The 25,695-nt window shown below is 42.2% G+C and carries 25 protein-coding genes (1 of these 25 cut by a window edge); 13 read left to right on the forward strand and 12 right to left on the reverse strand.

The annotated features are described in order from the left end of the window. Positions 1–256, reverse strand: partial view of a D-glycero-beta-D-manno-heptose 1,7-bisphosphate 7-phosphatase gene (gene gmhB / locus L5B83_RS03745; protein ID WP_250351140.1) — the beginning only. The gene continues 299 nt to the left of window position 1, outside the view; the window shows 256 of its 555 coding nt (coding positions 1–256); its start codon is at positions 254–256; the stop codon falls past the left edge of the window. Between the two features lie 167 nt (positions 257–423). Between gmhB and metN the strand changes: the two genes are divergently transcribed. The 5 genes from metN to gdhA all read left to right on the forward strand — a co-directional run bounded on the left by metN (position 424) and on the right by gdhA (position 5,371). Beyond that, a complete protein-coding gene (gene metN, locus L5B83_RS03750; RefSeq protein ID WP_265777623.1) occupies positions 424–1,461 on the forward strand; it encodes a methionine ABC transporter ATP-binding protein MetN in 1,038 nt (345 codons plus the stop codon). Continuing rightward, entirely contained in the window at positions 1,451–2,140 is a 690-nt protein-coding gene (locus L5B83_RS03755) for a methionine ABC transporter permease (RefSeq protein ID WP_250351142.1), read from the forward strand. Before metN ends, L5B83_RS03755 begins: the two co-directional genes overlap by 11 nt. Positions 2,141–2,179: 39 nt before the next feature. Further along, on the forward strand, positions 2,180–3,013 hold the full coding sequence (locus L5B83_RS03760; protein WP_265777624.1) for a MetQ/NlpA family lipoprotein: 834 nt from the start codon (positions 2,180–2,182) through the stop codon (positions 3,011–3,013). A 135-nt stretch (positions 3,014–3,148) separates the two neighbouring features. After that, positions 3,149–3,775 carry a YchE family NAAT transporter gene (locus L5B83_RS03765; protein ID WP_250351144.1) on the forward strand — a complete coding sequence of 209 codons (627 nt, stop codon included), beginning with the start codon at positions 3,149–3,151 and terminating at the stop codon, positions 3,773–3,775. 246 nt (positions 3,776–4,021) lie between these two features. After that, the gene (gene gdhA, locus L5B83_RS03770; RefSeq protein ID WP_250351145.1) at positions 4,022–5,371 is read left to right on the forward strand and encodes an NADP-specific glutamate dehydrogenase; all 1,350 of its coding nucleotides are present in this window, start codon (positions 4,022–4,024) and stop codon (positions 5,369–5,371) included. 188 nt (positions 5,372–5,559) lie between these two features. Here gdhA and ilvA read toward each other — a convergent pair whose 3' ends face one another. From ilvA to ilvG, 5 genes are all read right to left on the reverse strand, one after another. Next, the gene (gene ilvA, locus L5B83_RS03775; protein WP_265777625.1) at positions 5,560–7,107 is read right to left on the reverse strand and encodes a threonine ammonia-lyase, biosynthetic; all 1,548 of its coding nucleotides are present in this window, start codon (positions 7,105–7,107) and stop codon (positions 5,560–5,562) included. A gap of 10 nt (positions 7,108–7,117) precedes the next feature. Next, positions 7,118–7,795: a DUF1345 domain-containing protein gene (locus L5B83_RS03780; protein WP_250351147.1), complete on the reverse strand. Its 678-nt coding sequence runs from the start codon at positions 7,793–7,795 to the stop codon at positions 7,118–7,120. 91 nt (positions 7,796–7,886) lie between these two features. Continuing rightward, positions 7,887–9,728, reverse strand: a complete 1,842-nt coding sequence (gene ilvD, locus L5B83_RS03785; protein WP_265762954.1) for a dihydroxy-acid dehydratase — start codon at positions 9,726–9,728, stop codon at positions 7,887–7,889. 71 nt (positions 9,729–9,799) lie between these two features. Continuing rightward, the gene (gene ilvM, locus L5B83_RS03790) at positions 9,800–10,030 is read right to left on the reverse strand and encodes an acetolactate synthase 2 small subunit (protein WP_250351149.1); all 231 of its coding nucleotides are present in this window, start codon (positions 10,028–10,030) and stop codon (positions 9,800–9,802) included. Positions 10,031–10,052: 22 nt separating this feature from the next. Beyond that, on the reverse strand, positions 10,053–11,699 hold the full coding sequence (ilvG, locus tag L5B83_RS03795; protein ID WP_265777626.1) for an acetolactate synthase 2 catalytic subunit: 1,647 nt from the start codon (positions 11,697–11,699) through the stop codon (positions 10,053–10,055). Between the two features lie 369 nt (positions 11,700–12,068). Between ilvG and L5B83_RS03800 the strand changes: the two genes are divergently transcribed. After that, positions 12,069–12,887: a Cof-type HAD-IIB family hydrolase gene (locus L5B83_RS03800; RefSeq protein ID WP_265777627.1), complete on the forward strand. Its 819-nt coding sequence runs from the start codon at positions 12,069–12,071 to the stop codon at positions 12,885–12,887. A gap of 26 nt (positions 12,888–12,913) precedes the next feature. Then, positions 12,914–13,297, forward strand: coding sequence for a fluoride efflux transporter CrcB (gene crcB / locus L5B83_RS03805; RefSeq protein ID WP_265777628.1), 384 nt, complete (start codon positions 12,914–12,916; stop codon positions 13,295–13,297). Here crcB and L5B83_RS03810 read toward each other — a convergent pair. Further along, on the reverse strand, positions 13,257–14,246 hold the full coding sequence (locus L5B83_RS03810) for an alpha/beta fold hydrolase (protein ID WP_265777629.1): 990 nt from the start codon (positions 14,244–14,246) through the stop codon (positions 13,257–13,259). The two genes, crcB and L5B83_RS03810, sit on opposite strands and share 41 nt — an antisense overlap. Before the next feature lie 502 nt (positions 14,247–14,748). Here L5B83_RS03810 and L5B83_RS03815 point away from each other — a divergent pair. The 3 genes from L5B83_RS03815 to L5B83_RS03825 all read left to right on the forward strand — a co-directional run bounded on the left by L5B83_RS03815 (position 14,749) and on the right by L5B83_RS03825 (position 16,579). Then, positions 14,749–15,060, forward strand: coding sequence for an ArsR/SmtB family transcription factor (locus tag L5B83_RS03815; RefSeq protein WP_265777630.1), 312 nt, complete (start codon positions 14,749–14,751; stop codon positions 15,058–15,060). 188 nt (positions 15,061–15,248) lie between these two features. After that, the gene (locus L5B83_RS03820; RefSeq protein ID WP_265777631.1) at positions 15,249–15,929 is read left to right on the forward strand and encodes a DsbA family oxidoreductase; all 681 of its coding nucleotides are present in this window, start codon (positions 15,249–15,251) and stop codon (positions 15,927–15,929) included. Then, positions 15,905–16,579, forward strand: coding sequence for an alpha/beta hydrolase (locus L5B83_RS03825; protein WP_265777632.1), 675 nt, complete (start codon positions 15,905–15,907; stop codon positions 16,577–16,579). The genes L5B83_RS03820 and L5B83_RS03825 overlap by 25 nt, the downstream gene beginning before the upstream one ends. Before the next feature lie 125 nt (positions 16,580–16,704). Here L5B83_RS03825 and L5B83_RS03830 read toward each other — a convergent pair whose 3' ends face one another. Further along, positions 16,705–16,920 (reverse strand): tyrosine-protein phosphatase, encoded by a 216-nt coding sequence (locus L5B83_RS03830; protein ID WP_265777633.1) that lies wholly within the window; start codon positions 16,918–16,920, stop codon positions 16,705–16,707. 65 nt (positions 16,921–16,985) lie between these two features. Continuing rightward, on the reverse strand, positions 16,986–17,954 hold the full coding sequence (locus L5B83_RS03835; RefSeq protein ID WP_265777634.1) for a DMT family transporter: 969 nt from the start codon (positions 17,952–17,954) through the stop codon (positions 16,986–16,988). Between the two features lie 112 nt (positions 17,955–18,066). Here L5B83_RS03835 and L5B83_RS03840 point away from each other — a divergent pair, with 112 nt between their 5' ends. Both L5B83_RS03840 and L5B83_RS03845 read left to right on the forward strand, forming a co-directional pair. After that, positions 18,067–18,900, forward strand: a complete 834-nt coding sequence (locus L5B83_RS03840) for a LysR family transcriptional regulator (RefSeq protein ID WP_265777635.1) — start codon at positions 18,067–18,069, stop codon at positions 18,898–18,900. A gap of 231 nt (positions 18,901–19,131) precedes the next feature. Continuing rightward, positions 19,132–19,473, forward strand: coding sequence for a hypothetical protein (locus tag L5B83_RS03845; protein ID WP_265777636.1), 342 nt, complete (start codon positions 19,132–19,134; stop codon positions 19,471–19,473). A 603-nt stretch (positions 19,474–20,076) separates the two neighbouring features. Here L5B83_RS03845 and L5B83_RS03850 read toward each other — a convergent pair. Genes L5B83_RS03850 through L5B83_RS03860 form a run of 3 tightly spaced genes read right to left on the reverse strand, consistent with a single transcriptional unit; the run spans position 20,077 to position 23,503 of the window. Then, positions 20,077–21,381 carry a sodium ion-translocating decarboxylase subunit beta gene (locus L5B83_RS03850; protein WP_265777637.1) on the reverse strand — a complete coding sequence of 435 codons (1,305 nt, stop codon included), beginning with the start codon at positions 21,379–21,381 and terminating at the stop codon, positions 20,077–20,079. A 13-nt stretch (positions 21,382–21,394) separates the two neighbouring features. Further along, positions 21,395–23,224, reverse strand: coding sequence for a sodium-extruding oxaloacetate decarboxylase subunit alpha (gene oadA, locus L5B83_RS03855; protein WP_265777638.1), 1,830 nt, complete (start codon positions 23,222–23,224; stop codon positions 21,395–21,397). 24 nt (positions 23,225–23,248) lie between these two features. Further along, positions 23,249–23,503, reverse strand: a complete 255-nt coding sequence (locus tag L5B83_RS03860) for an oxaloacetate decarboxylase subunit gamma (RefSeq protein ID WP_250351214.1) — start codon at positions 23,501–23,503, stop codon at positions 23,249–23,251. Positions 23,504–23,690: 187 nt separating this feature from the next. On the opposite strand from L5B83_RS03860, the gene L5B83_RS03865 reads away from it, so the two are divergent. Then, positions 23,691–25,610: an ABC transporter ATP-binding protein gene (locus L5B83_RS03865; RefSeq protein WP_265777639.1), complete on the forward strand. Its 1,920-nt coding sequence runs from the start codon at positions 23,691–23,693 to the stop codon at positions 25,608–25,610. Positions 25,611–25,695 lie beyond the last annotated feature (85 nt).

The following is a 25,695-nucleotide window of genomic DNA, read 5'->3' on the forward strand; positions in this document are numbered from 1 at the left end:
TACCATCGAGATCAACACCGCGATCTGCCAGCGACCAATCCATCCATTCGGTGAGTTGTAGAAATTGTTGTTCTGTAAAATAGCCTCTTGCAATGCCCGATTGATTCGTTACCAACACCAATAAATAGCCCATTGCCTTAAGTTGTTGCAATGCCTCAATGCTTCCCTCAATAAATTGAAAGTCATCAATTTGATGGACATAACCGTGATCAATATTGATCGTCCCATCTCGATCGAGAAAAATCGCTTTATTCACCTTCTTATCCTTATTATATTAATGCTTGCTATTTTGTTGCATTATGACGTAATTTTATTCTAACTAATAGCGGAACATTCTAAAAATCTTGTGAATAAATATTGACACAGCATTCTAGACGTCTAAAATACCAAAAACTTAAATTTAAGCATATAAAAAGGGCTTATATGATTAAGCTAGAAAACCTTAGTAAAATTTTCGACATTGCGGATAAAAAAATTACCGCACTTGATAACGTCAATTTGCACGTTCCGAAAGGGCAAATTTGCGGTGTGATTGGTGCCTCAGGTGCAGGGAAAAGCACACTAATCCGCTGTGTCAATTTATTAGAACGACCAACTTCTGGTTCTGTGATAGTAAATGGCAAAGCATTAACCCATTTATCCGATAACCAACTGATTCAAGAACGACGCAATATTGGAATGATTTTCCAACATTTCAATTTGCTCAGTTCACGCACCGTCTATGGCAACATTGCCCTGCCACTAGAATTAGCAGGTGAAAGCAAAGCTGACATTAAACAAAAAGTGGAACAGTTGCTTACTTTAGTTGGATTAAGTGAAAAACGTGATGTTTACCCTGCCAATCTTTCAGGTGGACAAAAACAACGTGTTGCTATTGCGCGCGCCTTAGCCAGTGATCCTAAAGTACTCCTCTGCGATGAAGCAACCAGTGCGCTAGATCCCGCCACCACGCAAGCAATTTTAAAATTATTAAAAGAAATTAACCGCACTTTAGGTATTACTATTCTATTAATTACACACGAAATGGACGTAGTAAAACGGATCTGCGATCAAGTGGCGGTGATTGACAAAGGACGACTTGTTGAACAAGGTTCGGTGAGCGAAATTTTCTCAAATCCCAAAACTGAATTGGCACAACAATTTATTAGCTCAACATTCCACATTAATTTGCCGGAAGAATATTTGGAAAAATTATCACCAACCCCAAAACACCCGAATGCTTGGCCAATTATTAAATTTGAATTTACAGGGCGTTCCGTAGATGCCCCGTTACTTTCACAAGCTTCCAAACGTTTTGGCGTGGATTTAAGTATTCTCACCTCACAAATTGACTATGCAGGTGGGGTAAAATTTGGTTTTACCATCGCAGAAGTGGAAGGCGATGAAGACGCGATTACGCAAGCCAAAATTTATCTAATGGAAAATAATGTTCGTGTGGAGGTATTAGGTTATGTGGACTGAGTTTAGCGCTGAATTTTCCCGTCAGCTTACCCCACAAGTTTGGCAACTGATTGCCAACAGCTCTTTTGAAACAGTTTATATGAGCCTTGTGGCAACCTTTTTTGCTGTATTATTTGGCTTGCCATTGGGCATCATCACCTTTCTAACCAAAGAAGGGCAAACCCTAAATAATAAAAAATTGAACCGCACTTTAGAAATCATTATTAATGTTGGGCGTTCAATTCCTTTTATCATTTTATTATTTGACTTAATGCCCGTAACGCGTTTTCTGGTTGGCACCACCTTAGGCACCACAGCGGCAATTATTCCATTAAGTGTTGCGGCCTTGCCTTTTTACGCACGCTTAACCGTAAACGCCTTGGGCGATATTCCTACGGGGCTAACAGAAACCGCCAAAGCAATGGGAACAAACGTTTGGCAGTTAGTTACACGCTTTTATTTACCCGAAGCCTTACCAATTCTGATTAAAGCAATGACACTCACTTTAGTCACACTGATTGGTTATTCCGCAATGGCTGGCGCAGTGGGCGGTGGCGGTTTAGGTAACACCGCAATTTCTTTCGGATTACACCGCAATATGCCTTATGTGCTTTGGGTTTCAACCATTATCATCGTACTTATCGTTATGTTATGCGAAAAATACGGTAACAAATTAGCGGATCATTTCGATCATCGTTAATCTCAACATCCACTTAACTCACTAAAAAGGAAAGTAAAAATGAACTTTAAAAAATTATTCACGGTAGCCACACTTTCATCGGTTTTAGCACTAACCGCTTGTAAAGATGATAAAAAAGCAGAAACCACCGCCTCAGCACAACCTGCTACACAAAAAATTAAAGTGGGCGTAATGTCAGGGCCAGAACACCAAGTGGCGGAAATTGCGGCAAAAGTAGCGAAAGAAAAATATGGTTTAGATGTCGAATTTGTCGAATTTAACGAATATTCATTACCAAACCCAGCGGTAAGCAATGGGGATTTAGATATCAATGCAATGCAACACAAACCTTATCTTGATAAAGATTCGCAAGAACACGGCTATAAAAACCTTGTTATCGTGGGTAACACCTTCGTTTATCCATTAGCTGGTTATTCGAAAAAAATTAAAAATGTAAGCGAATTAAAAGACGGTGCCATCATTGCTGTGCCAAATGATCCAAGTAACCTTGCGCGTGCATTAATCTTATTAGAAAAACAAGGTTTAATTAAACTTAAAGACAACACAAATCTATTCGCAACCTCTTTAGACATTGTAGAAAATCCAAAACATCTACAAATTAAAGAAGTGGATACCTCTGTGGCAGCCCGTGCATTAGATGATGTTGATTTGGCGGTTGTTAATAACACTTACGCGGGTCAAGTTGGTTTAAATACGCAAGAACACGGTGTGTTTGTTGAAGATAAAGATTCGCCTTATGTAAACATTATCGTAGCGCGTGAAGACAACAAAGACAGCGACGCGGTGAAAAACTTCGTAAAAGCGTATCAAACCGATGAAGTGTACCAAGAAGCAGTAAAATACTTCAAAGACGGCGTAGTTAAAGGCTGGTAATTTTAACCCCTTTTTTCACCTTGCCCCTGACCATTCAGGGGCATTATTTTCTCATCGAAAAAACACCGCACTTTTCTTGTTCAACAAAAATGAACGCTCTATAATAGCAACCCCTTTACTTATTCCAAAAAACGTATGGACATTGCAATTTATATCCAATTTTTCGTAGGACTGATCGCACTAGTCAATCCACTGGGTGTCATTCCTATTTTCTATTCAATGACATCGGATCAAACACCAGCACAGCAAAATCGCACGGGGCTTATTACCTGCTTTTCTGTTACCGTGATTTTGTTGGTCAGCTTCTTCTTTGGCAATATGATTTTAGATGCCTTCCATATTTCCATTAACTCTTTCCGCATTGCGGGAGGTATCTTGGTGGCGATGATCGCACTGACAATGATCAACGGTAAAATCGGTGATCATAAAATCAATAAAGAAGAAAAAGCAGAAAACTTTGACGATTACAACAACATTGCCGTTGTGCCATTGGCAATGCCAATTATGGCAGGCCCCGGCTCAATCAGTGCCACCATCGTATTTGGCTCAAATCAGCATACCATTATGGATTATATTTACACCTCTCTCACCATTGCCATTTTCGGGCTATGCTGTTTTATCTTATTAAAATATTCTGAGCCATTGATTAAAAAATTAGGCAAAACAGGTTCCAATGTGATTACCCGTATTATGGGGTTAATTTTGATGTCTCTCGGAGTTGAAATTATTGTTGAAGGGATCAAAAACCTTCATCTCTTCTGATTTATTTTTTAAAGTGCGGTAGTTTATTTAGAATTTTTTCATAAACCACCGCTTTTTTTTGATAATCATCTAATCTTTTATAAAAAACCATTTTTTTACAAAAAAATATTTGCAATAGATCCCCTTTTTGTTGCATAGTAATTCCCAAGCCAACTTTCTAAGGCTTACCTAAAGACTGTACAACAGGACTTTAGCCATTCTAATAATAAATTTATCAACATCATACACACATAAAGGAAGTAAATTATGTCACAAGTTACCTCATTAGAAGAATTCTTAGCCAAAGTTGAACAACGTGATGGACACCAACCAGAGTTTTTACAAGCTGTGCGTGAAGTGTTCACTTCGATTTGGCCATTCTTAGAGAAAAACCCACAATATCGCTCACAAGCTCTTTTAGAGCGCCTTGTTGAGCCTGAGCGTTTAATCCAATTCCGCGTAGCGTGGACAGATGACAAAGGTCAAGTGCAAGTAAACCGCGCTTTCCGTGTTCAATTCAGCAGTGCAATTGGGCCATTTAAAGGCGGAATGCGTTTCCACCCTTCTGTAAACCAATCAATCCTAAAATTCTTAGGCTTTGAACAAATCTTCAAAAATGCCCTCACCACATTGCCAATGGGCGGTGGTAAAGGGGGTTCAGACTTCGATCCTAAAGGTAAATCTGATGGTGAAGTAATGCGTTTCTGCCAAGCATTAGTGAGCGAGCTTTATCGCCATATTGGCCCTGATACAGACGTTCCTGCAGGCGACATTGGTGTTGGTGGCCGTGAAGTGGGCTATCTTGCTGGGATGATGAAAAAATTATCTAACCAAGCAGGCTGTGTGTTCACAGGGCGTGGTTTATCATTCGGTGGTAGCTTAATTCGTCCAGAAGCGACAGGCTATGGCTTAGTGTATTTTGCACAAGCAATGCTTGAAGAAAAAAATCAATCTTTCCAAGGTAAAACCGTGGTTGTGTCAGGTTCAGGTAACGTTGCACAATATGCGATTGAGAAAGCCTTACAACTTGGCGCGAAAGTCGTTACTTGTTCTGACAGCTCCGGCTACGTTTATGATGAAGCAGGTTTCACCCCAGAAAAATTAGCTGCGTTGATGGAAATCAAAAATGTACAGCGCGGTCGAGTGAAAGATTATGCGGAAAAATTCGGCTTACAATATGTTGCGAACGAGCGTCCATGGAGTGTGAAAGCAGACATCGCCTTACCTTGTGCAACACAAAACGAATTAGACCTTGCTGATGCACAAAAATTAATCGCTAATGGCGTACAACTTGTGGCAGAAGGTGCAAATATGCCAACAACGATTGAAGCAACTGACGCATTACTTGAAGCTGGCGTATTATTTGGTCCGGGTAAAGCGGCAAATGCAGGTGGTGTGGCCACTTCAGGCTTAGAAATGGCACAAAGCTCACAACGTCTATACTGGACGGCTGAAGAAGTGGACGCGAAATTAAAACAAATTATGCTCGACATCCACGCTAACTGTAAAAAATACGGCACAGTGGAAGGTCAAGCTAACATCAATTATGTCACTGGTGCAAACGTCGCTGGTTTCGTAAAAGTTGCTGATGCAATGTTAGCGCAAGGGGTTTACTAATAATCCTTAAAGTGCAAAACACATTATGGACTAAGCAAGCAGAGCAAAAGGACATTAATGTATTTATTAAGATAAAGGGGGTTAAGCGCCCCCTTTATTTTCTCTGCTAATCATTTATAAACAGGTAAAAATTCATAAAAAAACCACCGCACTTTTTTACGATGGTTTTTCTTTTCCCGAGTTTTCACTTATCCTAAAAAATACTTATACGCCGGGCTATCCGTTACATCTTGATAGGTGTAAGCCAGTTCTTCCAAATGTTCGTTAAAACGAATTTCATCATTTTCATCTAATTGGAAGCCAGCAAGCACATTGCCATAATCTGCACCGTGCGCACGATAATGGAACAAGGAAATATTCCAATGTGTGCCAAGCATTTCAAGGAATTTAAGCAATGCACCTTTCTGTTCTGGGAACTCAAAACTGTATAAACGTTCTTTAGCTTGGCTTGATGAGCGTCCACCAATCATATAACGAATATGGGTTTTCGCGACATCATCATCAGACAGATCCATCACAGCATAGCCGTTTTGTTGTAGCTGGGCGATGATTTCATTTTTTTCCTTTTCACCACTGATACGCACCCCAACAAAGATACAGGCTTGCGCTTGATCGGCATAGCGGTAATTAAATTCTGTTACCGCACGATCGCCAAGCAAATGACAAAAACGCAAGAAACTGCCTTTTTCTTCGGGAATCGTTACCGCGAGCATCGCTTCGTGTTTTTCACCAATTTCACAACGCTCAGAGACATAACGTAAAGTATGAAAATTCAGGTTTGCCCCAGATAAAATATTGACTAAGGTTTCCCCTTGAATTTGATGTTGTTTGACATATTTTTTAAGCCCAGCCAGAGAAACAGCGCCTGAAGGCTCCGCAATTGCACGAACATTTTCAAAAATGTCTTTCATTGCCGCACAAATTTCATCGCCGTCCACCAACACCACATCATCAAGATATTGCTGACATAAGCGGAACGTTTCATCACCAATGCGTTTTACTGCCACCCCATCGGCAAATAATCCCACTCGTTCTAGATCCATGGGTTGCCCTGCTTTTAACGCTTGATAGAGGCACGCCGAATCTTTGCTTTCCACGCCAATCACTTTAATTTCTGGCATTAATTGTTTAATTAACACGGCAACTCCCGCTGCCAAACCGCCACCGCCAACGGGGACAAAAACCCGATCGATATTAGAAGATTGTTGTAATAATTCCAGTGCTAAGGTGCCTTGCCCGGCGATCACTAAAGGATGATCGAAAGGGGGAATGAACGTCATATTTTTCGTTTTAGCCAGTTCAATCGCTTTACTTTTTGCTTCATCGAAGTTTGCACCATAAAGCAACACATCGCCACCAAAACGACGCACTGCTTCAACTTTAATGCTTGGCGTATTCTGTGGCATCACAATTAATGCCTTTAAGCCAAGATGCTTGGCGGATAGCGCAACGCCTTGTGCGTGGTTACCTGCGGACGCGGCAATGACCCCAGCTTGACGTTGTTGTTCGTTTAATGCGGCGATCATTGCGTAAGCACCGCGTAATTTAAAACTATGCACTGGCTGGCGATCTTCACGTTTAATTAAAATGTGATTAGCTAAGCGAGAAGAGAGTTTTTCCATCGGCTGTAATGGGGTGGTTTGCGCTACTTGATAAACCACTGAACCTAATTTTAAAATGGTTTTTAAATAATCGTCCCCGCTGGGTGTTGGGCTGTTGAATGAAAGGGTTGTCATTTTATTATCCTTAAATAAAACCTGAAATAATATTAATCAGTAAAGAAAGCACGGTAACGTTAAAAATAAAGGCAACAATGCTATGAATCCCGCCTAAAATACGCCCTGCTCTTGATGAAAACATAACATCGGCGGTTTGCGCTGACGTGCCTATAATCAAGGCTGTATAAATAAAATCATAATAATTTGGCTCGGTTTGATAACCATTTTTCCCATCACTTTGGGGAATTTGTAATGGCATTGGCTCACCGCTTATTTTGCTATGGTAGAAAAGATGAGCATACCGAATGGCGAATAAAATATGAATGACTAGCCAAGAAAGAAAAATAGAAATAATAGCCACACTGATATACCACATTTTTTCCATAACGGGCAAATTTTGTGCAATACTCACTAAACGGACTAAGGCAACAAGACAAGCGACAATAATAATGCTCACAATGGCAAACATCGCTTTTGTTCCTGTTTGGCGTTCTTGTAAAAGTGCGGTCATTTTTTCGCGATGACGATGTTGCTGGCGAATTGTCCAAAATGTCCAAAATAAATACAGGCTCATTCCTATATCCCAAGAATAAATCAGATCAATGCTGATCTCGCCCTGAGAAAGCAGGCGAAAGCCTAAAAAAGCAAACACAACAAGGATCAAGCTGGTATAAAATTTAATGTGTTGCTTTAACATTTTTAGCATAATGTTTCCCTTCACGACCTAAGATTATCGGCACGATGATAAAAAATAGGTGAAAAAATGACCGCACTTTATTCCGTGCAGTCATTTTTCTTTAATCGGCTAATTTAGTGCGATCTCTCACCGCACCTTTGTCCGCAGAGGTGGCGAAGTGGCCATAAATTTTCAGTGCTAACGACACTTCACGCTGACGATTCGCTGGTTTCCAGCCTTTTGCATCTTGCTCTGCACGACGGACCGCCAATTCTTGTTCAGATACCATTAATTGAATAGAACGGTTTGGAATGTCGATCTCAATGGTATCGCCATCTTTCACTAAGCCAATTACGCCACCTGCTGCCGCTTCTGGCGAACAATGTCCGATAGATAAGCCTGATGTTCCACCAGAAAAACGCCCATCGGTTAATAATGCACAAGCCTTGCCTAGCCCCATTGATTTTAAGTAACTGGTTGGATAAAGCATTTCTTGCATACCCGGCCCGCCTTTTGGCCCTTCGTAACGAATCACCACCACGTGGCCCGCTTGCACTTTTCCACCTAAAATGCCATTAACCGCGTCTTCTTGGCTTTCAAATACAATGGCGTTTCCGGTGAATTTTAAAATCGATTCATCTACCCCAGCGGTTTTTACAATGCAACCATCTAAGGCGATATTACCTGAAAGCATTGCAAGTCCACCATCTTGGCTATAAGCAAATGCTTTACTGCGGATACAACCGTTTTCTCTGTCATCATCAAGGCTTTCCCAACGGCAATCTTGCGAAAAGGCTTGCGTGGTGCGAATGCCAGCCGGCCCTGCACGATAGAATGCTCGAATTGCTTCGTCTTGAGTTAGCATAATGTCATATTTGGCTATTTGCTCTGCCAAGCTTAACCCTAATACGGTGCGAGTTTGGTTATCCAGCAGATTCGCACGATCTAATTCACCTAAAATGGCCATTATACCGCCTGCTCTATGAACATCTTCCATATGATATTTCGCAGTATTTGGGGCAACCTTGCTTAAACAAGGCACACGGCGAGAGAGGCGATCAATGTCTGCCATCGTGAAATCCACTTCGGCTTCTTGCGCTGCCGCCAATAAATGCAGAACGGTATTGGTTGATCCCCCCATTGCAATATCTAAGCTCATCGCATTTTCAAAAGCGGCTTTCGTGGCAATCGAACGTGGTAATACAGATTCATCATCTTGTTGATAATAGTTGTGGCAAAGTTCAACAATTTGTTTCCCTGCATCTAAAAATAATTGTTTACGATCTTTATGCGTTGCCAAACAAGAGCCATTACCCGGCAAGCTTAAGCCTAATGCTTCCGTTAAACAGTTCATTGAGTTTGCGGTGAACATTCCAGAGCAAGAACCACAGGTTGGACAAGCTGAGCGTTCAATGGCTTCAACATCAGAATCGGACACATTTTTATCCGCACTTTGTACCATTGCATCGACTAAATCTAATTTAATCAATTGATCAGAGAGCTTGGTTTTTCCGGCTTCCATTGGACCGCCAGAAACGAAAATGGTTGGAATATTTAAGCGTAATGCTGCCATTAACATTCCTGGGGTAATTTTATCGCAGTTGGAAATACACACCATTGCATCGGCACAATGTGCATTCACCATATATTCTACGCTGTCGGCAATTAAATCACGAGAAGGTAGGGAATACAGCATTCCACCGTGTCCCATTGCAATGCCATCATCAACGGCAATCGTGTTAAATTCCTTCGCCACACCACCAGCTTGTTCGATCTGCTGTGCAACTAATTGCCCAATATCTTTCAAGTGAACGTGTCCCGGTACAAATTGTGTAAATGAGTTCACCACCGCAATAATGGGTTTTCCAAAATCATTTTCTTTCATTCCTGTTGCACGCCATAAGGCGCGTGCGCCCGCCATATTGCGACCTTGTGTACTGGTTGCTGAACGTAATTTAGGCATAATCTCTCCAAACTTTGACAAATTTTTAAATTAAATACAATGCGATAAAACGCAATGAGGCATTTATTTCTTCAGTTAGCCGATGAATTTAACGCAATGACATCAGGTAATTTCACTAATTGATTGACTAATAATTCCACTGCTCTTTCACTTTGCACGATGACTTGCAAGGTGATTTCTTGTTGCTGGCTTTCGGTTTGTAATTTTACCACTTCAAAACCACGATGACGCATTACGCGCAATAAACGCTCTAAGGTTTCTGGCCGTCTATTGGCACGAATTGATAATTCATACTGTTGCATAATTTTCCCCACAATTCTTTTTTTATTCTTCCAGCATATCCACATTGCAAGCATTTGGCGGAACAAGTGGCCACACGTTTTCTTCTGCTGGGATACAAATATGTAATAAATAAGCCCCTTCTGATCGGAATAAACGATCTAATGCCCCTTGCACTTCTTCCCCTGATTCAATGCGTTCACCCTGAATATCAAAGGCAGAGGCAAGGGTAACGAAATCAGGGTTATCATCAAGAATGGTATTACTATGACGAGCTTGGAAAAATAAGGTTTGCCATTGGCGTACCATACCTAAGCGTTGGTTGTCTAATAAAATGATTTTTACTGGTGTTTTGCCACGTTTAATCGTGCCAAGTTCTTGCACGTTCATCATTAATGAGCCATCACCCGTAATTAAAATCACCTCATCATTGGGACGAGCTTTTTTCGCCCCAATCGCTGCGGGCAAGCCAAATCCCATTGTGCCAAATCCTGCTGAGGTAATAAAATTTTCTGGGGCATAATGTTGCATATGCTGTGCTGACCACATTTGATGCTGTCCGACATCAGTAACCACAATGGCGTTTTTTGCTTTTTGCTGAGAAACCGTGTTAAGCAACCACCAAGGATTAATCGGCTGTTTCCCCTGATTTTCTGCATAGCGAAAATCAAACGCTTGTTTGAGTTTATTGATTTCTTTATGCCAATCAGCCAATGCTAATTTCATTGCTAAGGCGTGAAAAATCGCATTTAAATCACCACGTAAAGCCACATCAGGACGACGTAATTTACCGAGTTCAGCAATATCAATATCGCAATGAATCACTTTTGCCTTAGGGGCGAAGGTATCTAATTTTCCCGTTACACGATCATCAAAGCGCGCTCCGAACACGAGCAATAAATCTGACTCTTGAGTGGCTAAATTGGCGGCTTTGGTGCCGTGCATACCGATCATTCCCATATAATAAGGCGTATCAGGCAAAATTGTGCCTAATCCCTTTAAGGTGGAAATACTTGGGATTTCGGTGATAGCTAAAAATTCATGCAAGGCAGGAACCGCATTCGCCATTCCTACTCCGCCGCCAACATACACCACAGGACGTTTCGCATTTTTCACTAATGCCAATGCTTTTTCTAATTCGACAGGATCAAGTGCGGTTGGTTTTTCCACAGGAAGGGTAAAAGGCTGTAAATCGGTTTCAGCAAATTGCACATCTTTTGGAATATCAATCAACACAGGACCGGGGCGACCACTTTGCGCGATTTGAAAGGCTTTGGCGATAATTTCTGGTAATTCATCAATATGTTGCACAATAAAACTATGTTTCGTGCAAGCAAGAGATAACCCTAATACATCGGCTTCTTGAAAGGCATCCGTACCGATTAATGAGGACGCCACTTGCCCCGTAATCGCCACAACTGGAATGGAATCCATTAACGCATCACCTAGCCCAGTGATTAAATTGGTTGCCCCCGGGCCTGAAGTGGCAATACATACGCCTGTTTTACCGCTGGCTCTGGCATAGCCAATTGCCGCCATCGCAGCGCCTTGCTCATTACGACAGAGTAAATGTTCCAACCCTGAATCATAAATGGCGTCATAAACTGGCATTATCGCCCCACCGGGATACCCAAACACCACATCCACCTGATGCGCCTTTAAACATTCGGTTACTAATCTTGCACCGTTCATTTTTCACCTATCCTATATCATAAATTAGTTATAAAAAAAGCCTCTCAGCAATCTCTGCGAGGGGCTCTCTAATAAGTATAAATCAGGGTTAATTATTCTAGTTATTAGCAAGCCAACACCTCGCAGTGATAATCACCACGAGGTTAATAATAATGCTAATAAGAGAATAATGTTTTGTCATTGTGTGAATAAAATCTGAATAATTACCGTTACTGGCTACTATTGATACCACATTGAAAATAGAAATCAAGGAATTTTTCTATTTAGCAATCGTTTTCTTATAAAAGAGAAAACGTGAAAGAAAAAGTGCGGTCATTTTTTCGTATAATTTGCTATGATATTCGCTGTTTTTGTTGAAGGAGCTTAATTATGCAAAATCAACCCTTTCGTGCCATTGTATCCGATTTAGATGGCACATTGCTCAATGGAAATCACGTGATTGGTGATTTCACAATTGAAACCCTCGAAAAATTATCCCAAAAAAAGATTGATATTATTCTCGCCACAGGGCGGAAATATGAAGACGTGGCACATATTGTAGGCAAAGTGAAACTGGACAACGCCGTGCTCATTACTTCAAATGGCGCAAGAGCGCATAATTTGCAAGGTAAATTGCTGTTAAGCAACAGTTTGCCCGATGCAATCGCAATGGAAATAATGCAAACCCCTTATGATAAAAAAAATGTGTTTGTAAATAGCTATCAAGAAGAGGGTTGGTTCATTAGCCTAGATATGCCCGAATTAGCAAAATATCATCAAGATTCTGGTTTTATGTATCAGGTTGTGGATTTCAACCAACATCACGGGCGTGAAACAGAAAAAGTCTTCTTCATTGGCAGAACGCCCGCCGATCTCGCCCCAATTGAAGCACATATCGCACAACATTTTGGCGAGCACGTTTATATGACCTATTCCACCCCACAGTGTTTAGAAATTATGAATAAAAATGTGTCAAAAGCCACCGCACTTGCTAAAGTTGTAACAAATCGCGACTATGGCTTAAATGCTTGTATTGCCTTTGGAGATGGAATGAACGATGTGGAAATGCTCAGCGAAGTAGGAAAAGGGTGCATTATGGGCAATGCTGATCCACGTTTAGTGCAAACTTGCCCGCAGTTAGAACAAATCGGTTTTAACCGTCACGAAGCTGTCGCAAGTTATTTACGCGCCACCTTTGGCGTGTATTAGAGCAAAATAAGCGGGGATCAGGCGAAATGGCAATTTGGCAAACATTACTCATCATCAGTACTGGCGCAGCACTAGGCGCTTGCACTCGTTGGGGCTTGAGTGAGTTATTAAACCCACTGTTTTCATTTCTCACGTTTGGTACACTGATCGCCAATTATCTCGGCTGTTTTTTAATTGGCATCTTACTCACTCTCGCTTGGCAATCCCCCCAGTTTTCTGGCGAATGGCGATTATTTTTAATCACAGGATTTTTAGGCAGTCTCACCACCTTTTCTTCCTTTTCAGCGGAGGTCATTAATAATTTCTTAAATGAAAAATGGCTGTCCGCACTGACCATTATTGCCTTACATCTTGCTGGCAGTCTATTATTTACGCTGTTGGGCGTGTTGTTGTCTCGTTATTGGCGATAAAGGCTTGTACTGTATTTAAGGCTTCGGCACGAATTTTATCCCGTTCAAATAAAATCTCGTGCTTGGCATTTTCCAGTGTAATTAACTTTCCTTGTGGCAAGCAGGCAACTAATTTTTCCAACTGTGCATTTTCTACAATTTTTTCTTTGCCAGCTTGCAAAACCAAGACAGGAATTTCAATGCGCGACAAAATTTTTTCCAACCCTTTAATTGCCGTTAAACACAAATGCACCCAGCGGAATGTTGGCCCGCCAAGACTTAATTCAGGAAAATAGCGATTAATACGATTCATCCATTTCATTCTGGTTTTGCAGAAACTGAGTTCATTTAACTCAAGATTGGTGGGTTTATAAGCGGTTTTGCCGAATACATAACGCTGTCCTTGTCCAACTAACATCATCAAATTAATGATCAACTCATCACGCAATAAATGTTTGGTCGGCAAGCCAAAAAATGGCGAAGAAAGCACCGCACGTTGAATCTGATGATCATAATTCGCCAAATAATAGGCCGAAATCAGTGATCCCAACGAATGGGCAAGCAGGTATTGTTGCGAATAGTCGTTGTGGCAAGTGATCTGCTTGATTACCGTATCCATATCCTCACAGTAAAAGCGAAATTCATCAATATAACCTTTGTCTTTATCCGTTAATAAACGTTGAGAATACCCCTGTCCACGGTGATCAAAAAGCAATACATCATATCCCCATTGATAAAAATCATAAGCCAACTCCGACCATTTCAACATATTCTCCGCCCGTCCATTGACTAAAATCATCAATTTTCGCTCCGCACTTGGCGAGGTTTCTGCGTGCAAAAAATGGCGATAGGCAATTTGGCAACCCTGCTTCCCCATTAAATATTGGATAGGAAATTGATCGACAAAGGGCATTAATTGCTGTAACGCAAATCGACAAAAATGAGGTTCTCGGTGTAGGCAATTTGGCATTGGATTACCCTCAATAAAACAAAGATATCACGATCATAAAGGAAAGCTGATAAGAAAGATAGAACATAATGCCACATCAGAGGTTCTGACTTTTGATAAAACTTCATATTTTTAAAGTGCGGTGTTTTTTTCGTTATTTTTATACAACAGCCCTATTGCTAAACATTCAAGGGAAAATAAAACATTTGGCTATTCAAATTCACTAAAAAACCCACAAAAAAGCACCGCACTTTAAAATACATGACAAAAATTTCCGCTGCTAAAACAGCTTAGCGCTAAATTTCATATTATTTTATATTGCTTGCAATACGTATCAATATAACCCTAGCTATTTGTTTTACTTTTCCTTTAATAACAAAGAGTCATCTTTTTCACTGTATTTTCATAGCCTACAAAATTGTTCAATTTTTCATTCTTATCTGCATTTTATTTGAATAACATATTTACAAATCTATTTTTATAGATATAATATTCCCCATCTACTAACTAATCAGACAACACTATGCCAATTACCGATACCCTTAAAGTGCTTGCCAACGAAGGCCGCCTGCAAATGCTGCAATGGCTCAAATCACCGCACGCCCATTTCACCTCTGCCGAATTTTCCGCTGAAGCCATCAATGCCGAAGGCGGTGTCTGCGTGCAAGCGGTGGTCATCAAAAGCGGTTTGGCACAATCGGTGGTTTCTGCTTATTTAAACAGCTTAAAACAAGCAGGATTGCTGACCATGAAACGGGAAGGCAAATGGACGTATTACCGCTATGATGCCAACGCCGCCGCACAGTTTTTAAGTCAGTTACAGCAAGTTTTGTAAGCATTTAACCGCCCTTTACGGGGCGTTTTTACAACCTAATATTCAAACAAATTTACAGTAAGACAAGGAAAACGAGCGAAGCTGTATGCCGTAATACTGCAAGCGAGTTTGACACCGTATTACTTTAAATTTGACAGAATATATCTAAATTTCTAGATTTAACGAATTAAAAAATATAGGAGCAACCCATGCAAATCACCCTCTTTTCCGACTATGCTTGTCCTTTCTGCTACATCGGCAAACGCTATCTTGAACAGGCACTTGCCCAATTTGAGCATGCCGACCAAGTGCAAATCCATCACAAAGCCTTTGAACTCTATCCGCTGGCAGGCAAAACCGTTACCAACACCACGCAAGGACGGATTGAATGGAAATACCAAAAAAGCCCAAGCGATGCCCTCGCGATGATTCGCGGCATTGAACAAAAAGCCAATCTTGCAGGCATCAATATGCGTTACGCCGAAGCCCAAAACACCAATATGTTTGATGCCCACCGCTTAACCAAACTGGCCGCCGCGCTGGGCAAAGAAGAACAAATGGCCGAACGCCTGTTTGCTGCCTATTTTACCGACAGCCTGATTCTTGCCGACCACGAAACGCTCTGCCGCCTTGCCGAAGAAGTGGGCATTGAACGCAGCCGCGTAGAGCAAATGCTTACCTCTGATGAATTTGCCGAAGCAGTGCGTGCCGATGAAATCGCCGCCCAGCAAAAAGGCGTACACTCAGTGCCATATTTTGAAGTGGACGGCATACCCATCAACGGTGCTTTGCCAGCATCACATTTCTTGGCGGTGCTACAAGACGCTTGGCAGCAGCAAAATCAGCAAACTATTGAAGGGGCTTCATGCGGAGTAGACGGATGCCATTAATCCCACGTGCTAAACCGCTTATCATTGCCCCCGACGCCGCCCAATCCTGCATCATTTTTCTGCACGGATTGACCACAAGCGGACAACATTTCCGTTCGCTGGCTGAATATTTGCAGCAAAAACTGCCGCATACCACCTTTATCCTGCCGCACGCCCCGATTCGCCCAGTTACTTGGGCTGGCGGCAACACTTCAGGCTGGTATGACTTACGCGGTGATAATTTTTTGCACAATGAGGATAAAGACGGATTGCAAGAGGCAGCCGCCTACGTGCATCGCCTGATTGCAGAAGTGCAGCAACAAGGCATTGCCAGTCAAAACATCGTGCTGGGCGGTTTTTCGCAAGGCGGTGCGGTTTCCTTACTGGCAGGACTGACTACCGCACAGCCGCTTGGCGGATTGTTTAGCCTATCGGGCTACCTGCCGCTTGCAGAATCCCGCAAAGATTATGAAACGGCCGCCAATCTGCACACGCCGATTTTTATGGCACAGGGGCAATACGATGAGCTTATCACCGAAACGCAGATACAGCCTGCCGTCAATGCCCTTGCCGAACGGCAAAACTTCAGCTACCGCAGCTATCCGATTGGTCATGAAATCAGCCAGATGGAAATTGATGATTTAGCGACGTGGCTTCAGAAATTATTGTGAATGATAATAGAAAAGATGCAATAGAAAGGAATAAGGCGATGAGATCGCCTTATTTTATATTCATTTTAAGGGATGACACTCATAACTAGAGAGATTTAAAATTTATTCAGCTCATCCTTGAGCTACTAGACGGTTTTTTCGTTTAATAGCTTATCAATATTGACCCAAATAGGGTGATGGCCATAACCGCCATATTTCATCTCATAACGTGCTTGTTCTACGGTTTGATTTTCAAAAATAATGCGATACATCGCTAAAACAATGCCTGTACGATCAGCGCCATGATAACAGTGTACCAAGACTGTACGACCATTATTTTGTGCAGTTTTGAGGGCTTGCATGGCTGCCAGTAAGTCGTATTTATTGATTTAACCAACTGAAAAACTGCATCATTTCCCACCGCTCTTTAATCCCCTTTTTTGATACAAGGGCTTGCCGCAGAGAGCGAAATGTCCACTTGTTTACGGGATTTTTTGCCATGCAGGCTTGCGGTTTTGGGCAGCCGTTTCACACGGTAGAGCAGCAACGCAAGCAAAATCAGCACGCAGCCGATGATTTTTGACGTGCCAAGCATTTCTTGCATAAACATCACGCTAAGCAGCATTGTCCAAACAGGTTCTAAAATCATGATTAACGCCCCATTGCCGACATCGCTTAATTTTTGCCCAAAGGTTTGCAGCAAAAAGCGGGCATTGGTACCAATCAAGACGCTAAGGGCAAGCCAAAGCCACGTCATCGAGCCAACAGAAGACGGCATATCTTCTGCCAACAGTGCATAAAAGCCGCTTGACAGCCCAACCATCGCAAGCTGGATAAAGGTCAGCGGCAAAATCGGCACCGACTTTGCGCAGCGGCTGTTTAACACAAACTGAATGCCCGCCCAAAGTGCCGTCAATAAAAAGAACAGCGTATCAAGCCCCAATCCGCCGCCCGAAGAAAGACCGCTTGCTGCCAAAAAAATCATGCCCAAAACGGCAATCGGCAGGGCAAGCCAAAACCGCCTTATGGGCCGCTCTTGATAAATCAGCCACGCAATCAACGGGGCGGCAAGCATCGCAAGGCTTAACAAAAACGCCCCCTTGCCCAGCTCTTGGGTGTGCTTGACGCCAAGCACCCAGAAAAAAAGATACAGGCTAAAAGATAAGCCAACAAGCAGGCTTTGCTGCCACTGTTTACGGCTTAACCGCCCAAGTCCACGAAAAGCAAAGGGCAAAAAGATGAGGGCTGCCGCACCAAAACGCAAGCTCACAAAGGTTACCGCTGGCAATTCGGCGATTGCACTTTTGGAAAACAGCCAGCCAAAGGCGGCGGCAAGGGTGGCAAGCAGCAAAATCCACTCACCACGGTAATGTGTAAAGTCATGTTTTAAGGACATGGTTTTTCCTATTTTAAATAAAAATCAGGGATTTGGGTGTATTTTATCCGTTGTTTTTTCACATAAATAGGCTTAAAATTGACAGTAATGTTTATTTTTTCACGATTAAGCGATGGATTTAGACTGGAACGATGTGCATTATTTCATCTTACTGATGGAAAAAGAGACCCTAACGGCGGCGGCAAACGCCCTAAATGTCGAACATGGCACGGTATCACGGCGGATTGAACGGCTGGAAAAACAGCTTGGACTGCACCTCTTTGACCGCATCAACAAGCGTTATCTGCCGACCGATGACGGCAGAGAGCTGTACCAAGAAGCCAAAAAATTGCAGCTAAACATCAAGCAATTTGCTCAAACGGCACAGGATAAGCGGGAATCGGTGGGTGAAGTGGCGGTTTCCGCACCACCCTTTGTCGCCAACAGCCTGCTGGCACCGACCCTTGCCGCCTTTTATCAGCGGTTTTCGCATATCCGCTTGATTATCCAGAGTGATTCGGTCATCAGCAATCTGCACGCCCGCCAAGCCGACATCGCCCTAAGGATTGCCGAGCCGCTGCAAGAAGACTTGGTGGCACGCCGTTTGTGCTACGTCAAATACCGCTGGTTTGCCCATCGCTCCTATCTTCAGCACGAGCCGCAAGAAAGCTGGCAATACTTAAGCCTACAGCTTGCTGGCACGCACGAAAAATGGCTGCAAACCGAGCTTAACGGCAAGCCGATTCGCTTTGCCTGCAATGATTTTCAGGTGATGAAGGCGGCGATTGCCCAAAAAATGGGCATTGGTTTATTGCCGATTTGCCATGCCGACCACCCTGATTTTGCTGCTGTTGAGGAGATGGAGGACTTCACCGCACCGCTTTATTTGGTGATGCATGAGGACGTTCGTGCATCAAAAAAAGTGCGGACGGTGGCCGATTTTCTGATTGAAATGCTTGCCGATTAGCTTTGTGATGGGGCGAAAAGCATCAAGGCTAAATGAAGGGACTGGGTGAAAGCCTTTAGGTAAGTTTTTATGGCAAAAGCCATGTTTTCCCTTAAAAAGCAATAAAAACTTCAAAATTTTTGACCGCTTTTTTTTATCAAAAATAACCCAAAACCCATCTAAATTTTCAGGCAGGCTGATTGAAAAATACGTTTTAAAATAGCGTTTTTTAGAATATCCATTCCCACCGAAATGATTGAACCAATTACTCAACGAGTAAAACCCCAAAATGGACAAAATAGCAATGAAAATGTCAGGATTTCCCACCGCACTTTTTTAATCCCCTTTTCAATTTCATCAGTATTTTTCTCATATTCGTCTATTGCTAGCCATCGCTACCTGTATCAGCGTCAGGCAGATATTACCCTAAGGATTACCCTGCCCGAGCAAAGTAGCCTTGTTACCCGCCGTCTATGCACCAGTGGTTATCACTGGTATAGGCATCGGGATTATCTTGCCAATACACCCAAAGTCGCTTGGACAATTTCTGTACACCATTTGCGTTGCTTTAAAAAGGCTTGGGATAACGCGTAAAAAAAGACACTAACACATCTTCAAGCAAATGTAGAAAAACACGCCTCTTTCTTAATAAACTCAAATCATTTGAAAAAATGGAAGAAAATCATTTATCGAGATAAAATCAGTTTCAAAATGCAGAATAACATTGTATATGACTATACTCCAAAAGGTCAGCCTTGCCTGAACCAAGATAACGAGCAGTTTAAGCACTAGAGTAATGCCATTGGTGCGCTGTTCAATCAACAGTTTTTGCTGTGGTGCTTTATGATTGCTGTATCAATAGTGATATTTTTCATAGCTGGGTCACACAGGTATTGCCTCCAATAACAGCATCATCGTAATGGATAATGTGGTGTTTCACAAATCTTACAAGCGTGTTAATAGAAGCTGCGGGTTATAAGATTTTCCACCTTACAGCCCAGACCTTAATCTGATTGAGCTTACTTGGGCTTGAATAAAGCAAAAACGTGAAGAATATCGGTTAAATTGCATCGACCGCCTTGTTCTTTTATCTGGTTGCGTGGCGATTATTAATATTTTTACTGAGTGAATAATCTTTATTTTAAAAAGAGAAAAAAGCCACTTTTAATAGTGGCTTTATTGTTCATTAGATTGCTATCACATCAGTGCTGAAATATATTTCAACATTACCCCTGCTGCAATCGCTGAGCCAATAACACCAGCGACATTTGGTCCCATTGCGTGCATTAACAGGAAGTTTTGGTGATCGGCTTCTAAACCAATTTTATTCGCAACACGAGCCGCCATTGGTACGGCAGATACGCCTGCGGCACCAATAAGCGGATTAATTGGATTTTTGCTAAAGCGGTTCATCAATTTCGCCATTAACACGCCAGATGCGGTACCGATAGCAAAAGCGATCATTCCTAATAATAAAATCCCAAGGGTTTGTGGTTGTAGGAATTTATCCGCGACCAATTTTGCCCCGACAGAAAGCCCTAAGAAGATTGTTACGATATTAATGAGGGCATTTTGTGCCGTATCATTTAAACGTTCAACCACACCGCTCACACGCATTAAATTACCAAAGCAGAACATACCTAATAATGGTGCTGCATCAGGTAAAAGCAATGCGACAAGCACTAATAACACGATTGGAAACAAGATTTTTTCGCGATTACTCACCGTACGCATTTGCACCATTCTAATTTTACGCTCTTGTTGTGAGGTAAGGGCTTTCATTATTGGCGGTTGAATAAGTGGAACTAATGCCATATAAGAATAAGCGGCAACTGCAATTGCGCCTAATAATTCAGGGGCGAGTTTGCTGGCGAGATAAATGGCGGTTGGGCCGTCTGCTCCGCCAATAATGCCGATTGCGGCGGCTTGTGGTAGGGTAAAGTCAATAATACCAAGCCAGTTTAACCCTAATGCCCCTAATACTGTGGCAAAAATCCCAAATTGAGCTGCTGCCCCTAAGAGTAATGTTCGTGGATTAGCAAGGAGGGGGCCGAAATCCGTCATTGCCCCTACGCCCATAAAAATAATGAGGGGGGCAACGCCATAACCAATCGCTACTTTATAGAATAATGCTAACACCCCAGCACTATAACCCATATCGCCTGCTATGACTTCTAATTCATTTTGTACAGAAGGTAAAGCATTGTTAAGTGCGGCTTTAATGGCAATAGGATCGGCAATAGTACCTAATTTACTGGCAATAATCGCAAGCTGTTGGCTTGTTCCATTATGTAGCAAGTTATCCAACGCAGTCATGGCTAATCCAGCTTCTGGAATATTAGAGAGCAGTCCACCAAAACCAATAGGCAATAATAACAAGGGTTCAAATTTACGGGCAATGGCAAGCCATAAGAGCAGAAGGCTGACGCCAATCATCACCGCCTGCCCCCATTCTAGGTGCATAATGCCCATTCCTCGTAGTAAAGATAAAATACTTTCCATTTTTCCCCCGCACTTATGCTAAGGTTAATAAGGTATCGCCCACAGCAACGGAATCACCGGCTTTCACGCTGATGTTTTGCACTGTTCCTGCTTGCGAAGCACGGATTTCCGTTTCCATTTTCATCGCTTCAAGAATAAGCAATACATCACCCTCTGCCACTTTTTGCCCCTCGGTTGCCACCACTTTCCAAATTGTGCCAGCCATTGGTGCGGTCACGGCAGTGCCTGAGGCTGTTTGCGGAGCGGGTTGAGACGCGGGAGATGGCTGTGGCGCAGTTTGAACAGGTTGTGGGGCAACAGGCGTGATTTGATTAATATCACCACCCTCGCTTACTTTCACCACAAAGGCTTTGCCTTCTAACTCCACAGTATAAACTGCGGAACCTGAAGTGCGTTGTTTTTCAAGTGCGGTTGTTTTTTGTGATGTTTTTTCACTGGCTTGAGCTTCACTTGGTGCCGGTTCAAAGGCATCAGGATTGCCTCGATTTTCGAGGAATTTCAAGCCAACTTGTGGGAATAATGCCACGATCAGCACATCATCAATTTCATTATCAGAGAGCTTAATGCCTTTTTCTTTCGCCTGTTGTTTTATTTCTGAGATCAATTTTTCCATTTCTGGCTCAAGATGATCCGCGGGGCGATCGGTAATTGGTGCGCCACCCTCTAATACACGGGCTTGTAATTCTGCATTTACCGGCGCTGGTGTACGACCATATTCGCCTTTTAAAATCCCAGCGGTTTCTTTCGCAATGGTTTTATAGCGTTCACCCATTAATACGTTAATCACCGACTGTGTGCCGACAATTTGAGAGGTTGGAGTAACCAATGGAATATAGCCTAAATCTTCCCGCACTTTTGGAATTTCTTGCAATACTAAATCCAATTTATCGGAGGCATTTTGTTGTTTTAATTGGCTTTCAAGGTTGGTGAGCATTCCGCCCGGCACTTGTGCCACCAAAATACGGCTATCAACGCCTTTTAATTGCCCCTCAAATTTATGATATTTTTTACGAACATCGCGGAAATAAGCAGCAATTTTCTCTAATTTTTGAATATCTAATCCCGTATCATAAGGTGTGCCTTTTAAGGTGGCGACCAAGGCTTCTGTGGCTGGATGTCCATAAGTTCCACTCATTGAAGAAATGGCCGTATCCACGCCATCTACGCCTGCTTCAATGGCTTTTAACAATGCCATTTCTGCCATTCCCGTTGTGGCGTGGCAGTGAAGGTGAAGTTGAACATCAAAGCGGGATTTTATCTCACTGACTAAGTGGTATGCTTCCATTGGAGAAAGAATGCCGGACATATCTTTAATTACCAGAGAATCAATGCCGATCGCTAATAATTGTTCTGTGGTGTCAAGCCAAGTTTGTAAAGTATGCACAGGGCTAGTGGTATAACTGAGCGTACCTTGTGCGTGTCCGCCATTTTTACGCACAGCTTGTAAGGCTTGTTTCATATTACGTGGATCATTCATTGCATCAAAGACACGGAAGACGCTCATACCATTTGCGACAGCACGTTCCACAAAACGATCGACCACATCATCAGCATAATGGCGATAGCCTAGCAAATTTTGTCCGCGTAATAACATTTGTAATGGCGTTTTTGGCATTGCTTTTTTTAATTCACGCAAACGTACCCAAGGATCTTCACCTAGAAAACGAATACACGCATCAAAGGTTGCGCCCCCCCACGCTTCAAGCGACCAGTAACCAATTTCATCAAGCTCGGCGGCGATAGGTAACATATCCTCAAGACGTAAACGCGTCGCAAAAAGAGATTGGTGAGCGTCACGTAAAACAACATCAGTTACAGCAATTTTTTTCTTTTCAACAGTCATTGTCTTTTCTCCAACGTAATCAATTTAATGCCCTTGGTTACGGCGATGGTGTGCAATCGCCGCCACAATAATTGGGCGTAATCTTTCTAAATCATCTGTTTGAGTGGGTTGTGCTTTTATCGGTGCAGGTGGGCTGAGAACTGGCTCAGGAAAAAAGCGATTTACCAGTTTCGACATTAATCCAATCGCAAAAATTAGGATTAATAAGAAAACCAGTACAAACCCCATCCCCGAAAGCATCAAGTTTATGCCTTCTTGCATAAGTTCAGCGTTTGTCATTTTTATACCTCAAAGATGTAAAACAGCGTTTCATATCATAGCTTTTTTAATATACAAAAAAATTGAACTAGATCACAGAGTTGAAAACAGATTTTAAAAGTTTTCTAATTAAAAACCGCACTTCTTGGCAATTTCTATAAAAACGTGGAAAATATTCCTATTGATAAGCATAGATGATCGAACTTTAATGATTTTATTTACCAACCTTTCGTTAAAACGTGGGCAAACTACGTTGCTAGAAAATGCCAATGCAACCATTAATCCCAAGCAAAAAGTCGGCTTGGTAGGCAAAAATGGCTGTGGCAAATCCTCGCTACTCGCGTTACTCAAAAAAGAAATTAGTGCAGAGGGCGGAGAGGTGAGCTATCCCTCAAATTGGGCAATCTCTTGGGTGAATCAAGAAACCCCAGCGCTTGCTATTTCTGCTCTGGATTATGTGATTTTAGGTGATCGCCAATATGTCGCGTTACAGCAACAGCTAGAACAAGCTAATCTAAACAATGACGGCAATGCGATTGCGCGCATTCACGAACAGTTAGATACCATTGATGCGTGGACAATCCAAGCGCGAGCGGCGGCATTGTTAAATGGATTGGGCTTTAGTCAAGATGCCCTTAGCCAGCCTGTGAGTGCTTTTTCGGGTGGTTGGCGTATGCGTCTGAATTTAGCACAAGCCTTGCTATGTCCTTCCGATCTGTTGTTACTTGATGAACCCACCAACCACTTAGATTTAGATGCAGTGATCTGGCTTGAGCGCTGGTTACAACAGTATCAAGGTACGCTAGTTTTGATCTCTCACGATCGCGATTTTCTTGATCCTGTGGTAGATAAAATTCTGCATATTGAAAATCAAAGAATTAATGAATACACCGGGGATTATTCCTCTTTTGAAAAACAACGTGCGGAGAAATTAGCACAACAAAGCGCACTTTATCGCCAACAGCAACAAAAAATTTCACATTTACAAAAATATATCGATCGTTTTAAGGCGAAAGCCACCAAAGCCAAACAAGCACAAAGCCGAATGAAAGCTTTGGCGCGTATGGAGCTTATCGCACCCGCTTATGTGGATAATCCCTTTACCTTTGAATTTCGTGAACCGTTCGCATTACCTAACCCATTGCTTTCAATGGAAAAAGTGAGTGCTGGTTATGAAAATAGCGGACAAATCACAGAAATTCTTAAACAAATAAAATTAAATCTGGTACCCGGTTCACGTATTGGTTTGCTAGGTAAAAATGGCGCGGGGAAATCCACCTTAATCAAATTATTAGCGGCAGAAATCACCGCTCTTTCAGGCAATATTCAGCTTGCAAAAGGCGTGCAGCTAGGTTATTTCGCCCAGCATCAATTAGATACACTTCGAGCAGAAGAAACCGCCTTATGGCATTTACAAAAACTTGCCCCACAGCAAACAGAGCAACAACTGCGCGATTATCTCGGCAGTTTTGCTTTCCATGGTGATAAAGTTAATGAGCCAGTGGTTAATTTTTCAGGTGGGGAAAAAGCGCGCTTAGTATTAGCATTGATTGTTTGGCAACGCCCAAATTTACTTTTATTAGATGAGCCGACGAACCATTTAGATTTAGATATGCGTCAAGCCTTAACGGAAGCATTGGTAGATTATCAAGGTTCGCTCGTCATCGTTTCTCACGATCGCCATTTATTACGCAATACGGTAGATGAATTTTATCTCGTTCACGATGGGCAAGTAGAAGAATTTAAAGGTGATTTGGCGGATTACCAAAAATGGCTTAACGAACAAAACAGCCAAAGCCAGCCTTCTGCCAAAATAGAAAGCAATAAAGAAAGCAGTCAAAATCGCAAAGAACAAAAACGCAAAGAAGCAGAACGCCGTCAGCAACTTGCTCCATTGAAGAAATTGCTTACGCAATGGGAAAACAAAATGGATAGCATTGCTCAACAACTTGCAGAGATAGAACAACAACTTGCCAATAGCGATCTGTATCAAGCAGAAATGAAAGAAAATCTTACCGCACTTTTAAAAGATCAGGCGGAATATAAAAAGCACCTTGAAGAAATTGAAGGTGAGTGGTTTTTGGTACAAGATCAGATCGAACAAATTTTAGCCGAGGAAGTTGAATAATAAAAAGGGGGTAATCCCCCTTATTTCAATAAGATAATCAACTGAAGTCATCGTGAGCATATAGCAAAGTTATCGTATTTTAAAA

Source organism: Avibacterium sp. 21-599, assembly GCF_026226765.1.
GTDB lineage: Bacteria > Pseudomonadota > Gammaproteobacteria > Enterobacterales > Pasteurellaceae > Avibacterium.

What these genes read in the sequence shown, in the direction of transcription:
- metN (WP_265777623.1), top strand. Translation starts at nt 424, where the DNA reads ATGATTAAGCTAGAAAACCTTAGTAAAATTTTCGACATTGCGGATAAA.
- L5B83_RS03755 (WP_250351142.1), top strand. Translation starts at nt 1,451, where the DNA reads ATGTGGACTGAGTTTAGCGCTGAATTTTCCCGTCAGCTTACCCCACAA.
- L5B83_RS03760 (WP_265777624.1), top strand. Translation starts at nt 2,180, where the DNA reads ATGAACTTTAAAAAATTATTCACGGTAGCCACACTTTCATCGGTTTTA.
- L5B83_RS03765 (WP_250351144.1), top strand. Translation starts at nt 3,149, where the DNA reads ATGGACATTGCAATTTATATCCAATTTTTCGTAGGACTGATCGCACTA.
- gdhA (WP_250351145.1), top strand. Translation starts at nt 4,022, where the DNA reads ATGTCACAAGTTACCTCATTAGAAGAATTCTTAGCCAAAGTTGAACAA.
- ilvA (WP_265777625.1), bottom strand. Translation starts at nt 7,107, where the DNA reads ATGACAACCCTTTCATTCAACAGCCCAACACCCAGCGGGGACGATTAT.
- L5B83_RS03780 (WP_250351147.1), bottom strand. Translation starts at nt 7,795, where the DNA reads ATGCTAAAAATGTTAAAGCAACACATTAAATTTTATACCAGCTTGATC.
- ilvD (WP_265762954.1), bottom strand. Translation starts at nt 9,728, where the DNA reads ATGCCTAAATTACGTTCAGCAACCAGTACACAAGGTCGCAATATGGCG.
- ilvM (WP_250351149.1), bottom strand. Translation starts at nt 10,030, where the DNA reads ATGCAACAGTATGAATTATCAATTCGTGCCAATAGACGGCCAGAAACC.
- ilvG (WP_265777626.1), bottom strand. Translation starts at nt 11,699, where the DNA reads ATGAACGGTGCAAGATTAGTAACCGAATGTTTAAAGGCGCATCAGGTG.
- L5B83_RS03800 (WP_265777627.1), top strand. Translation starts at nt 12,069, where the DNA reads ATGCAAAATCAACCCTTTCGTGCCATTGTATCCGATTTAGATGGCACA.
- crcB (WP_265777628.1), top strand. Translation starts at nt 12,914, where the DNA reads ATGGCAATTTGGCAAACATTACTCATCATCAGTACTGGCGCAGCACTA.
- L5B83_RS03810 (WP_265777629.1), bottom strand. Translation starts at nt 14,246, where the DNA reads ATGCCAAATTGCCTACACCGAGAACCTCATTTTTGTCGATTTGCGTTA.
- L5B83_RS03815 (WP_265777630.1), top strand. Translation starts at nt 14,749, where the DNA reads ATGCCAATTACCGATACCCTTAAAGTGCTTGCCAACGAAGGCCGCCTG.
- L5B83_RS03820 (WP_265777631.1), top strand. Translation starts at nt 15,249, where the DNA reads ATGCAAATCACCCTCTTTTCCGACTATGCTTGTCCTTTCTGCTACATC.
- L5B83_RS03825 (WP_265777632.1), top strand. Translation starts at nt 15,905, where the DNA reads ATGCGGAGTAGACGGATGCCATTAATCCCACGTGCTAAACCGCTTATC.
- L5B83_RS03830 (WP_265777633.1), bottom strand. Translation starts at nt 16,920, where the DNA reads ATGCAAGCCCTCAAAACTGCACAAAATAATGGTCGTACAGTCTTGGTA.
- L5B83_RS03835 (WP_265777634.1), bottom strand. Translation starts at nt 17,954, where the DNA reads ATGTCCTTAAAACATGACTTTACACATTACCGTGGTGAGTGGATTTTG.
- L5B83_RS03840 (WP_265777635.1), top strand. Translation starts at nt 18,067, where the DNA reads ATGGATTTAGACTGGAACGATGTGCATTATTTCATCTTACTGATGGAA.
- L5B83_RS03845 (WP_265777636.1), top strand. Translation starts at nt 19,132, where the DNA reads ATGATTGAACCAATTACTCAACGAGTAAAACCCCAAAATGGACAAAAT.
- L5B83_RS03850 (WP_265777637.1), bottom strand. Translation starts at nt 21,381, where the DNA reads ATGGAAAGTATTTTATCTTTACTACGAGGAATGGGCATTATGCACCTA.
- oadA (WP_265777638.1), bottom strand. Translation starts at nt 23,224, where the DNA reads ATGACTGTTGAAAAGAAAAAAATTGCTGTAACTGATGTTGTTTTACGT.
- L5B83_RS03860 (WP_250351214.1), bottom strand. Translation starts at nt 23,503, where the DNA reads ATGACAAACGCTGAACTTATGCAAGAAGGCATAAACTTGATGCTTTCG.
- L5B83_RS03865 (WP_265777639.1), top strand. Translation starts at nt 23,691, where the DNA reads ATGATTTTATTTACCAACCTTTCGTTAAAACGTGGGCAAACTACGTTG.